The organism is Kumtagia ephedrae, assembly GCF_003012745.1.
Classification (GTDB): Bacteria; Pseudomonadota; Alphaproteobacteria; order Rhizobiales; family Rhizobiaceae; genus Kumtagia; species Kumtagia ephedrae.
Genome location: NZ_PXYK01000001.1, coordinates 238,897 through 250,854 on the forward strand (window position 1 = coordinate 238,897; position 11,958 = coordinate 250,854).

The 11,958-nt window shown below is 68.3% G+C and carries 10 protein-coding genes; 3 read left to right on the top strand and 7 right to left on the bottom strand.

All coding sequences use genetic code 11. The annotated features are described in order from the left end of the window. Positions 1-27 precede the first annotated feature (27 nt). On the top strand, positions 28-1,314 hold the full coding sequence (locus C7I84_RS01255) for a tlde1 domain-containing protein (protein WP_245428274.1): 1,287 nt from the start codon (positions 28-30) through the stop codon (positions 1,312-1,314). A 130-nt stretch (positions 1,315-1,444) separates the two neighbouring features. Here C7I84_RS01255 and C7I84_RS01260 read toward each other — a convergent pair whose 3' ends face one another. Continuing rightward, the gene (locus C7I84_RS01260; RefSeq protein ID WP_106770321.1) at positions 1,445-1,879 is read right to left on the bottom strand and encodes an SRPBCC family protein; all 435 of its coding nucleotides are present in this window, start codon (positions 1,877-1,879) and stop codon (positions 1,445-1,447) included. A 128-nt stretch (positions 1,880-2,007) separates the two neighbouring features. Between C7I84_RS01260 and C7I84_RS01265 the strand changes: the two genes are divergently transcribed. Further along, positions 2,008-3,081 carry an adenylate/guanylate cyclase domain-containing protein gene (locus C7I84_RS01265; RefSeq protein WP_106770433.1) on the top strand — a complete coding sequence of 358 codons (1,074 nt, stop codon included), beginning with the start codon at positions 2,008-2,010 and terminating at the stop codon, positions 3,079-3,081. Positions 3,082-3,122: 41 nt separating this feature from the next. Here C7I84_RS01265 and C7I84_RS01270 read toward each other — a convergent pair whose 3' ends face one another. Further along, complete coding sequence (locus tag C7I84_RS01270) at positions 3,123-3,821, bottom strand: SDR family NAD(P)-dependent oxidoreductase (protein WP_106770322.1); 699 nt, start codon at positions 3,819-3,821, stop codon at positions 3,123-3,125. Further along, a complete protein-coding gene (gene phhA / locus C7I84_RS01275) occupies positions 3,814-4,722 on the bottom strand; it encodes a phenylalanine 4-monooxygenase (RefSeq protein ID WP_106770323.1) in 909 nt (302 codons plus the stop codon). The genes C7I84_RS01270 and phhA overlap by 8 nt, the downstream gene beginning before the upstream one ends. Before the next feature lie 165 nt (positions 4,723-4,887). On the opposite strand from phhA, the gene C7I84_RS01280 reads away from it, so the two are divergent. After that, positions 4,888-5,346, top strand: coding sequence for an Lrp/AsnC family transcriptional regulator (locus C7I84_RS01280; RefSeq protein WP_106770324.1), 459 nt, complete (start codon positions 4,888-4,890; stop codon positions 5,344-5,346). A 19-nt stretch (positions 5,347-5,365) separates the two neighbouring features. On the opposite strand, the gene C7I84_RS01285 is transcribed toward C7I84_RS01280, so the two are convergent. From C7I84_RS01285 to C7I84_RS01300, 4 genes are all read right to left on the bottom strand, one after another. Further along, complete coding sequence (locus tag C7I84_RS01285; RefSeq protein ID WP_106770325.1) at positions 5,366-6,544, bottom strand: AI-2E family transporter; 1,179 nt, start codon at positions 6,542-6,544, stop codon at positions 5,366-5,368. 281 nt (positions 6,545-6,825) lie between these two features. Further along, entirely contained in the window at positions 6,826-9,963 is a 3,138-nt protein-coding gene (locus tag C7I84_RS01290; RefSeq protein ID WP_106770326.1) for an efflux RND transporter permease subunit, read from the bottom strand. Next, positions 9,960-11,174: an efflux RND transporter periplasmic adaptor subunit gene (locus tag C7I84_RS01295; RefSeq protein ID WP_106770327.1), complete on the bottom strand. Its 1,215-nt coding sequence runs from the start codon at positions 11,172-11,174 to the stop codon at positions 9,960-9,962. Before C7I84_RS01295 ends, C7I84_RS01290 begins: the two co-directional genes overlap by 4 nt. Positions 11,175-11,205: 31 nt before the next feature. Continuing rightward, positions 11,206-11,877, bottom strand: a complete 672-nt coding sequence (locus tag C7I84_RS01300) for a TetR/AcrR family transcriptional regulator (RefSeq protein ID WP_207770942.1) — start codon at positions 11,875-11,877, stop codon at positions 11,206-11,208. Positions 11,878-11,958: the final 81 nt, after the last annotated feature.

Below are 11,958 nucleotides of genomic sequence, written 5' to 3' on the forward strand. Positions count from 1 at the left end.
GTTCGTACACAGTCTTTGCGCCGCTTGTTGCGCCCGCTCCTGATCACGTCCTTCGGCGCTGTCCTTGCCGGGGCGACGGTGTGGTCGGCGGCCGGCATGGTCGCGATGAGCGGCCCGTTCGCGCTGGGTTCGAGCCAGTTCCTGCCCAGGCCGCATGGCCTCGACATGAGACAGGCGCGGCTGCCGGGTGAGCAGGCGAGACCCGGCACCGCGGCGCGGCTCGCGGCGGCCAAGGCGCCGCCGGTCGTGGCCGCGAGCTATTCCGCCGGCGGGAAGTCCGCCCGCCTGGCGCTCGAGGGTGCCGATGCGAGCGACAGTGCGGCCCGCTTCGACGCCGCCGTGAAGCAAGCGGGCCTGACCTCCGAAAAACTCGCCAGCCTTTTCCCCCGTTCCGGCTCAACCAAGTCGAGCCGGCCATCGGCGAAAGCCGGCGGGCCCGCGCCCGAGCGGTTCGCGGCGCCGCCGACCGTCGCGGCCGATCGGCCGCCAACGCTGCTGGCCTATGCCGACCCGTCGCCGACCGGAGCGGGTGCCGCCTTGTCGGCCCTGCTGACACCGCCTGCCGGCGAGGACCTCGCATCGCAGGATCCGGACCTCGACACGGACGACATGGTCATCCTGCCGGACTACGAGAACACGCCGCCCGACGGTCCGCTGCCGCAGCTTCGTCCGCGCGGCGAGCGCAAGCCCGTCGTGGAGACGGAGCAGCCCGAGGGCCGTCGCGGCGAAGAGGCGGCGGCACCCAGGACCGGCGAGCCGCGGAAGGCCAATGAACGCGAGACGGCAAAGCCGCAAAAGCTCGCTTATGCGCGGCCGAGCAATCCGACTGAGAAGAAGTCCAACGGCACGTTCGGCCAGACGCTGCGCAACCTGTTCGGCGGCGGGACCCGGGCGGGCAACGGCGTGGCCGTCTACGACATCAGCGCCGCGAAGGTCTACATGCCTGACGGCAGCGTTCTGGAGGCCCATTCCGGCATCGGCAAGATGGCCGACAATCCGCGCTATGTGCATGTCAAGATGAACGGCCCGACGCCGCCGCACACCTACAATCTCAGGATGCGGGAAAAGCGCTTCCACGGCGTCGAGGCGATCCGCATGCTGCCGGTCGACGGCAAGAACAAGCACGGCCGCGACGGTTTTCTCACCCACAGCTACCTGCTGCGCGGCGGACGGGCGGAATCGCACGGCTGCGTCGCCTTCAAGGACTACAACCGCTTCCTCAACGCCTTCAAGCAGGGCAAGGTCAGGCAGCTCGTCGTGGTGCCCAGCGGCGGCCGGGCGACCATGGTCGCCTCCAACGGCAGGAGTACCTGACCGGCCTGCCGGTGCGGGAAACGCGCCGTCGGCCGGCACGACCGGACCACTCCCTTGCGATAACGCCCGCCGCGTAGCGGGGCTCGGATCTCGACTGCGGCGGCCGCTTGAAATCCGGGAAAATGCCCCCCTATCCCTCGACCGGCCCATCCGGTCCTGGATCGCCCCCGGATGCCGCGATCTTCAGCCTGGCGAGATAGTGGTTCCAGCCCTTCTGGTGGCTGGCGCGCTCGTTCTCGTCCGGCAGCCCGCTGTGGGTGAAGCGCACCAGCGTGCCGCCGTCCTTCTCGACGAGGTCGATCTCGACCAGGCTCGATCCGGGGGGCATGTTGTCGCGCTCTTCCCAGCCGAAGCTGTAGGCGAGGCGATGGACGGGGATCACTTCGGTAAACTCGCCGCGGGCGACATGCTTGCCGCCGACATCGACGAGATAGATGCCGCCGGGATGCGGCTCCGTCGTGGCGGGGCCGATCCAGCGCATGATCTTGTCGGGATCGGTCAGGAAGGCGAAAACCGTCGCCTGCGGGGCCGCGATCTGGATTTCGGTGCGCAGCGTCTCCGTCATCGGCCATCTCCCCGTCCCGGCGCGCAACGGCGCCCGGTACCGCCACAATGTAGTCCAGCGCGAGCCGGAGACAAGAAAGCTGCCAAGTCCTCATGACAGGAGCCTGACAGCATTGCATGATCGCCGCCATGAAACTGGCGTCGATACTCTCCTTCCTCGTCGACGAGGCGGCCGGCCTGTCCGGCGCCGACGCGCTGCTCGGCGCGCTGGGCACCCGGCTCGTCGCCGGGGGCCTGCCGCTCGCCGGCGGCGCGCTCACCCAGGCGGCGCCGCACCCGATCATCGCGCGGCGGACATGGCTGTGGCGTGCCGACAGCGGACGGATCGTCGAGTCGCTCGGCTTCGCCGCGACCGCCGGCGCCGCGCAAGGCGATGTCGGGCGCGACTGGCTGGCGGCGCTGGGGGCCGTGCATGAGAGGCCGGTCGGCAGCGTTTCCGACGGCGCATTGCTCGGTTGGGCGAGCACCCGGCCGTTCAATGGCTTCGAGCTGGATTTGCTGCGCGACGTGGCCCGCTTTGCCGCCGCGCCGCTGGCGGCGCTCGGCGCGCGATCGACGCTGGCGGCGCTGCTCGAAACCTATCTCGGCCGGCGCAGCGCCGCGCAGGTTCTGTCCGGCCGACTGCGGCGCGAGCCCGGCGAGACCATCCGTGCCGCCCTGCTCTATGCCGACCTGCGCGGCTTCACCGAACTGTCGGAAAACACCGCGCCGCAGCAGGTGGTGGCGGCGCTCGACGCCTGGTTCGACCGCATTGCCGGCGCGGTCCACGCTTTCGGTGGCGAGGTGCTGAAATTCATCGGCGACGGCGTGCTGGCGATCTTCCCGATCGGCGAGCGCGGCCCCGCGGCCGCCTGCGACGCGGCACTGCGCGCGGTCGCAGCGGCACGCGCCGGCATGGACCATCTCGACCGCGGCCGCGCCGCGCAGAACCTGCCGCCGCTGCCCTTCGGCACGGCGCTGCATGTCGGCGAGATGCTGTGGGGCAATATCGGCACCGCCGACCGGCTGGATTTCACCGCGATCGGCCCGGCCGTCAATCTGGTCAGCCGGCTGGAAGGGCTTTGCCGGCCGCTCGGCCGCACCGTGCTCGTATCGGGCGCGTTCGCGGCGGAGACGACGCAAGCGCTCATTCCGCTCGGCGAACACGCGCTGCGCGGCATCGCCGTCCCCTGCCCGGTGTTTGCGCCGGCGGAGCGGTCCTGATCCGCCGTCCTGCCTCGCGGAGGCAGGGCGGCGCCGATGGCTCACACCAGACCGACCACCGGCACCAGCGCGCCATGCATCGCCCGCGCGCCGTCCGAGCACAGGAAGGCGATGACGGCGGCGAGGTCAGCCGGCCTCACCCACTTCTCCGGATCGGCCTTCGGCATCGCCGCTCGGTTCTCCGGCGTGTCGATGGTCGAGGGCAGCACGCAATTGACGTTGATGCCGTGGCCGCGCAATTCGGCCGCCATCGATTCCGTCAGCCGCATCACCGTGCTCTTCGAAGACGCATAGGCGCTCATTTCGGCGCCGCCCTTCAACGCCGCCATCGAGCCCACGGTGACGATCCGCCCGGATTTGCGTGCGATCATGCCTGGAACCGCCGCCTTCGCCACGTTCATCACGGTGGCGACATTCAGCTCCATCATCCGCTTCCAGGCGTCCGGCGGCATGTCGTGCACGGGCTCGCCCATGTGGAAGCCTCCGGCCAGCGCGCAGAGCGCGTCGATGCGGCCGAACTGCCGTTCCGCCTCGGCAACCGCGCCGGCGGCCGCGCCGGCGTCGACGAGATCGGCAGCGAGCTTCAGGTGGCGCGGATCGCGTTTCGGAAAGGCCTCGTCGAGGCTTTCGCTCCGCGAGCCGACCAGCGCCAGCCGCGCCCCCTCCGCCTCGAAGGCGGCTGCGACGGCGCGGCCGAGATTGCCGGTCGCGCCGGTGATCAGCACCACGCGCTCAGCCATTGGCGGTCGCCTTGGCCTGCCTGCCGCGGAAATAGTCGAGCGTGCCGTGGTGGATCACGCGGTCGCCCGCGGCGAGTTCGTCCGGCTCGTAGGTCGGTCCGCTGCCCAGCCGCTCGTAAAGCGGGCCGAAATCCTCGGTGCAGTCCCTCACAAGCTGCTCGAAGCTGTCGATGACGAAATAGACTTTCTGAAAATCATCGATGATGTAGTTGGTGCGCATCACCCGCTCGAGGTCGAAGCCGATGCGGTGCGGCGACGGATCGTCGAGCGAGAACACGCTCTCGGCGGTGGACGACATGATGCCGGCGCCAAAAATCTTCAGCCCGCCCGCCTCGCGCACGAGGCCGAACTCCACCGTATACCAGTAGAGCCGCGCCAGATTCTTCAGCCGGCCGAGCTTCAGCGCGCGCTGGCCGCCCTTGCCGTAGGCCTGGATGAAATCGGCATAGAGCGGATTGGCCAGCAGCGGCACATGGCCGAAGATGTCGTGAAAGATGTCCGGCTCCTCCAGATACTCCATCTCCTTTTCGGAACGGATGAAGGCGCCGGCGGGAAAGCGCCGGTTGGCGAGGTGGTCGAAGAAGATGTCGTCCGGCACCAGGTCGGTAACCGGCGCGATGCGCCAGCCGGTGATCTTCTCCAGCCGGTCGCTGAGGCGTTCCATGTTGGGCACGCCGCTCTCGGAAAGCCGCAGTGTCTTCACCGCGTCGAGATACTCCCGGCAGGCGCGGCCCTGCAGCACCTTCAGCGTGCGCGCAAACAGGCGGTCCCAGCGATCATGCTCGTCGGCGGAATAGGACTGCCAGTCCTGGTCGATCGTCCAGTCGGCGTTGCGCCTGGCATCCTTGTAGCGGTTCTTGGGCTTGGGCGTTTCGGCCCTGGCGGAATTCTGCGTCGCCATGTCTTCCTCCATCCGTTTTGGCGGCGCCGGCCTCGCGGCGGCTGCCGCATCCATGAAGGAATTATCCCGCGAATCCGCTGAAAAATCTTGCCAATCTTCCGAACTCAAGGATGGTATGTGGCTACATTTTTCAAACCACGGCCGATCCTGAAAGAAGTTGCCGCCATGAAGACCGAAGAAAGCGACCGCCGAATCCTGCGCGAGCTGCAGCGCGACGCCACGCTGACGCTCAAGCAATTGTCGGAACGCCTCGCCATGTCGCAGTCGACCATCTGGCGACGCATCCAGGAGATGGAGAAGGACGGCGTCATCCTCGGGCGGGCGACGCTGGTCGACCCGCTGGCGGTGGGCTTGAGCGTCTGCGTCTTCGTCAACGTCAACATGACGGCGCACAGCACCGAGGTGCGCAGCCGCTTCGAGGCTTTCGCCCAGAGCGCGCCGGAGATCGTCGACTGCTATTCTGTCACCGGCGCGCACGACTACACGCTGATCGTGCGCACCCGCACGGTCGAGGAGTTCGAGACTTTTCTGATGAAGCAAGTGCTGTCGCAGCCCGGCGTGGCGACCGCCTCGTCCAATCTGGCCTTGCGCCAGCACAAGCGCAGCGCCGTGCTGCCGATTTGAGGCTGGCGTGAGCGCCGCGCTACCCTGCCTGGCGCTTGCGTTCCTCATCCTCCAGCGGCAGCGCGACCGGCTCCGCCGTCGGCAGCGCGCTTACCGCCTCGTCGGTCAGTTCCACCTCGCGCAGCCATTCGCGCCAGATGGCGACCAGCAGCGCCATCAGCACGGGACCGATGAACAGACCGAGAAAACCCATGGTCTTCACGCCGCCGATCAAGCCGAAGAAGGTCGGCAGGAAGGGCAGCTTTATAGGGCCGCCGACGAGCTTGGGCCTGAGCGTCTTGTCGACGATGAACAGCTCGACCGAGCCCCAGATGAACAGCGCCAGGCCAGCGACCGGAGAGCCGCTGGAGACCAGATAGATCGACACCAGCGTGAAGGAGAGCGGCGCGCCGCCCGGGATCAGCGCCATGATGCCGGTGATGACGCCGAGGGTCACCGGCGACGGCACGCCGGCGATCCAGTAGGCGACGCCCAGCACCACGCCCTCGCCGATGGCGATCAGGGTCATGCCGGTCACCGTCGAGCTGATCGTCGCCGGCACCACGCGCGAGATGCGGCCCCAGCGCATCGGCAGGATGCGCTCGCCGACCGTGTCGAGCTGCCCGGCGAACCGTTCGCCGTCGCGATAGACGAAGAACAGCGCGATCATCATGAACAGCAGCGTCAGCAGCAGGCTGAAGGCGCCGGTGCCGACCTGCAGCACCGCCCGGTAGATGTTGCCGATATTGGCGCCGCTGACGATCTGGATCAGCTCGCCGATGGCGCCGGGATGGCCGATATGGCGCGTCCACTGCTGGTCTAGCCACTCGCCCACCATCGGCAGCGCGGTGATCCAGTCCGGCGTCGCGGCGCCGTTGCGGTTGGTCTCGAAGGCCCAGCCGATCCATTCGCGCACCTCGTGCGTGGCATAGCTGCCGGCGATCGCGATGGGGACGACGAGGAAGATCAGGATGGCGAGGATGGCGACCGCCGCGGCGACCGTGCGGCTGCCGTCCACCACGACCAGCAGCCGCCGGTAGAGCGGCCAGGAGGCGAAGGCGATCACCAGCGCGGCCAGCACCGGCACGAGGAAGCCGTGGAAGAAATAGATGCCCGCGGCGATGATCAAGAGCAGCAGCCAGCGCGCCGCCGACAGGGGCGGCACCAGGGCGAAGCGCATCGGCGCCGCCGGGCCCATCAGGCGCGGTTCGGTCGGCATCTTTCGCGATTCGTGCCGGGTCAAGCGCACGGGTCTCCGGATTTGGAATGCGCCCGCCCTCCCGGCGGCGCTTGTCCATCCTATAGCGCAGATTTACGACCGAACCGCAAATTTATTGGGCGCGGCACATTCCCTCCCCCTTGAGGGGAGGGTGCCGAGCGAAGCGAGGCGGGTGGGTCGGCCGAGGCAGCGCGGGGCGTAAGAAAGCGCCGCGTTTGGCCGCGGCGAGCCCACCCGGCCGCTTCGCGGCCACCCTCCCCTCAAGGGGGAGGGATGGCGCCCTATTCCGCCGCCACAGGCAGTGTCGGGCGTGGTACGATATGCAGCCCGTGTCCCTTCTCTTCCAAAACATCCGGCTCATCGGCCCGGTTCGGCCGGACCAGCCAGCGGAACAGCTTCGCGGTCAGAAGCGCCGCGTCGTCCATGATGGTGTAGAAGGACGGCACGAACACCAGCGACAGCAGCGTCGAGACCAGGAGGCCGCCGATCACCGCGATCGCCATCGGCGCGCGGAACTCGCCGCCGTCGCCGATGCCGAGCGAGGCCGGGATCATGCCCGCCGACATGGCGATGGTGGTCATGACGATCGGCCGCGCCCGCTTGCGGCCGGCATCGATGATCGCCTCGGCGCGCGGCACGCCCTGCTTCACCTCCTCGACCGCGAAGTCGACCAGCATGATGGCGTTCTTGGTGACGATGCCCATCAGCATCAGAATGCCGATGACGACCGGCATGGAGACGGCCGAATTGGTCAGCCACAGCGCCGCCACCACGCCGCCGATCGCCAGCGGCAGCGAGCCGAGGATGGTGAAGGAGTGGAAGACCGAGCCGAACAGGAGGATCAGCACCACCAGGACCAGCATCAGGCCGGTGCTCATGGCGGTGGCGAAACCCTCGAACACCTCGCCCATGATCTCGGCGTCGCCGGTCTCCTGGATGCGCGTGCCGGCCGGCATATTCTTCACCTCCGGCAGCGACCAGACGATGCCGAGCCCCTCGCTGAGCTCGGCGCCCTCAGCCATGTCGGCGCCGATGACGACGCGCCGCTCGCGGTTGAAGCGGTTGATCGAGGACGGGCCCTGGCCGAAGCGGATGTCGGCGACCGATGACAGCGGCACGGTGCCGCCATTGGCGGTCGGCACCGGCAGGGTGCTGACCACCGACAGGTCGTCCTTGGCCTTCTCGTTGAGCTGGACGCGGATCGGGATCTGGCGGTCGCCGACGGTGAATTTCGCAAGATTCTCGTCGATGTCGCCGATGGTGGCCACCCGCAAGGTCTCCGACAGCGCCGCCGTCGAGATGCCGAGCTCGGCCATGCGGACGAGGTCCGGCGCGACGATGACCTCGGGCCGGTCGAGCGCGGCGTTGGAGCTGACGGCGCGGAACTTGCCGGTCTCGGTCATGGCGCTCTGGATTTTCCGCGCCTGCTCGTCGAGCACGGCGCCGTCACTGCCCATCACGCCGAAGGCCAGTGCGCGCTCGCCGCGGTCGTTGACGAAGTAGACGCGCAGGTCCGGCAGCGCCGACAGCGTTTGCAGCAGCTCCTCCTCGATGACGTATTGCGGCACGTCGCGCTCAGACTTGTGCTTCAAGTCGGCGATCACCGTGGCGCGGCGCGTCTCCAGCGTGCCGGTCGGGCTGGCCCCGCCGATCACGTAGACGTTCTCCACCTCCGGGTTCTCGCGCATGAGCCGCGTCACCTCGTCCGTCGTGTCGCGCGTGTCGTCGAGCAGGCTGCCGGGCGGCAGCTCCAGCGAGAAGACGATGCGGCTGGCGTCCTCGCGCGGGATGAAGCCGGACGGCAGGAAACCGGTGGCGTAGATCGAGCCGGCGAAGAAGGCGATGCCGGCGAGCAGCGTCAGCCAGCGGAAGCGCAGCGTGCCGCGCAGCAGGGCGAGATAGCCGCGCAGGAAGGCGCCGGGCTTCGGCTCCTCATGGCCGCCGCCGCGCAGGAAATAGGCCGCCATCATCGGTGTGAGGAGCCGCGCCACCAGCAGCGAGAAGAACACGGCGACCGCCACCGTCAGGCCGAACTGCTTGAAATACTGGCCCGCGATGCCGCCCATGAACGAGACCGGCGCGAACACGGCGATGATGGTGGCCGAGATGGCGATGACGGCCAACCCGATCTCGTCGGCCGCCTCCAGCGAGGCGCGGTAGGGCGACTTGCCCATCTTGACGTGGCGCACGATGTTCTCGATCTCGACGATGGCGTCGTCGACCAGGATGCCGACCACCAGGGTGATGCCGAGCAGGCTGACGAGATTGAGCGAAAAGCCCATCATGTCGAGCGCCCAGAAGGTTGGGATGATGGAGAGCGGCAGCGCCGTCGCGGCAACGATCGTGGCGCGGATGTTGCGCAGGAACAAGAGCACGACGATGACCGAGAGCGCCGCGCCCTCGAACAGCATCTCCATCGCCGAGTCGTAATTGCCCTCCGTATAGGTGACGGAATCGTCGACCTTGTTGATCTTCACGCCGGGATGGGCCTGCTCGAGCGCGGCGATCGCGGCAGTGGCGCGCTCCGACACTTCGACGTCGCTGGCGCCCTTGGCGCGGAAGATGCCGAAGGAGACGACGGTCTGGTTGTTCACCCGGGCAAAGCTCTTGGGCTCGGCCCAGGCATCGGTGACGGTGGCGATGTCGGAGAGTCTTACCATGCGCCCGCCCGACAGCGGGATCTCCAGCGCCTCCAGGTCGGCTACCGTCTTGGCGCCGCCGAGCGCGCGGATCGCCTGGTCGCGGGCCGCGAACTTTCCGCTGCCGCCGGTCAAATCGACATTGGCCGACCACAGCGCGCGGTTGACGTTGGCGGCGGTGACACCGAGCGCGTTGAGGCGGTCGGGGTCGAGCTCGACCTTGATCTCGCGCGTCACGCCGCCATAGCGGTCGACGCGGGCGACGCCCTTCAGGCCCTGCAGCTTGCGGATGACGGTGTCGTCGACGAACCAGGACAGTTCCTCGATGGTCATGGCGGGCGCCGACACCGCATAGGTCAGGATCGCCTGGCCCTCGACGTCGACGCGGCTGACGATCGGCGTGTCGGCGGTGGCCGGCAGGTCGCTGCGGATGCGCTCGACGGCGTCCTTGACGTCGTTGACGGCCGTCTGGGTATCGACCTCCAGGCGAAATTCCACCAGCGTCTGCGAATTGCCCTCGGTGATGGTCGAGGTGACGTTCTTGACGCCGGAGATGTTGGAGACGGCGTCCTCGACGCGCTTGGTCACCTGAGTTTCAAGCTCGCTCGGCGCCACGCCAGGGTCGGTGACCGTGACGTTGACGATCGGCACGTCGATGTTGGGAAAGCGGGTGACCGGCAGCTTTTCGAAGCTCATCAGCCCCAGAATGGTCAGCACGATGAACAGCAGGATCGGCGGAACCGGGTTGCGGATCGCCCAGGCGGAAAAGTTCCAGTTCATGGCTTGACCGCCCCCGTCGTGTCGACATCGCGCACCGGGGTCACCTGATCGCCGTCGGCGACGAAGGTGCCGGCGCGGGCCACCACCTCCTCGCCCTCGGCCACGCCGGACAGCACCTCGACATTGCCGGCGGCGCGGGCGCCGAGCGTCACAGGGGTGGTAGCGACGCGGCCCTCCTGGACCACCTGCAGCAGCGGCGTCTCGCCCTGGTAGAGCACGGCCGAGACCGGCACGGCGACGCCCTCGCGGCGGGAAAGCTCGATCTCGGCGCGGGCGAAGGAACCGGCGCGCGCCGGCGCCTCCTTGGGCAGGGCGATGCGGATCAGGCCGAGGCGCGAGCCCTGGTCGACTTCCGGCGCGATGCGGCGGACCTTGCCGTCGATCCGCTCCGCCACGCCGGGCAGCGCCACGGCGCTCTCCATGCCGACGGCAAGCCGCGGCAGCGCCGTCTCGGCGACGCTCGCCTCAAGCTCGAACTTTGCATCGATGGCGATGCGGAACAGCGGGCCGCTGCTCGGCGAGACGACGCCGCCGACGGTGGCGGCACGCGCCAGCACGAGGCCGTCGGCCGGGGCGCGCAGTTCGGTCTTGTCGATCTGCACCTCGACGCCGCTGATCTGCGCGTCGATGACGGCGATCTGCGCCTGGCTGGCGGCGAGCGCCTTCACCGCCGTATCGAGCTTGGCCCGTGCACCGGCGGCGGCGTTCTGGGCATTGTCGAGCTGCGCCTTGCTCGCCACCGCCTTCTTCTGCAGGGCGACCGCGCGCTCCAGTTCCTCGTCCGCCTGCTTCACGTTCACCTTCGCATCGGCGATCTGGGCGTCCATCTGCGCGACGCTCGCCTCGGCCTGGGCGCGTGTCGCCCGCATCTGCGCGAGCTGGGTGTCGAGCATGGAGCGGTCGAGCACGGCCAGCACGTCGCCCTTCCTGACCATGTCGCCGATATCGAAATTGAGCGCCGTGACGATCATGCCGTTGAGGTCGGTGCCCGCCGCCGCCTCGTCGCGGGCCACGACGGTCCCATTGACGGCGAGCGTCTCGACCAGTTCGCGGCGCTCGGCGGCGACGACGCGGATGGCCGGCAGCGGGCTCGCGGCCACGGGGCTCGGCTTGGTGTCCGCGGCAAAGCCCTGGCCGGCCGCGAGCGGAAGCGCGGCGGCCGCCAGCAGGGCTGCGGCAAAGCGGGACGAAGGCAGCTTGAGGCGGATCATCGTGTGTCTCGCGACAGGAGAAAGTCTACGGTCAATCTTGGGAAAGCGGTCCGGAAGCGGTCGGCCGCAGCATGCCGACCACCATCGCCCGGATGATGATCTCGAGCTTGTCGAACGGAACGCCCATGCCGGGCAGGTCGTTCAGCGCCATTCCGTGGGCGATCGACATCAGCGTCGGCAGCAGGACCTCGAGCTCGACCGGCGGATCGATCTCGCCCCTTGCCTTGGCGGCGCCGAGATAATTCATGAACATTTCCTGCACTTGCAGCATGTTCTTCATGCAGGTCTGCTCGATCGCCGGATTGCGCATGGCCTCCGCGCAGATCTCGGCGAACAGCACGGCGGCACTGTCCTCGTGCATGTGCCTGATGTGGGCGAGCGCGCCCATCACCAGGCCCTCGACGACATCGGGCTCTTTCAGCACCTGGGCGAACAGTTCGGCGTCCTCGCGACGGTCGGCCTCGCAGATCGCCTCGACGATGGCCTCCTTGGAGGGGAAATAGCGGTAGAGCGCCCCCGGGCTCATGCCGGCCTCGGTGCAAATCTGCTGCATGGAGGCGCCCTGGAAGCCGGAACGGATGAAGCAGGCCTTGGCGGCTTCGAGAATGCGCTGGACCTGCTGGTCGCGCCGCTCGGCACGGCTGAGCAACGGCCCCTCCGCGGCGTCGATGGCCTCAAAGCTCAATTGCGAAAAGTCTTCCATGCAGCGCACCGATGCGAATGATCGTTCTCTCTTTATGCGAATGATCATTCTCGGTCAATGTGCCGCGCTGCGACAAATGGG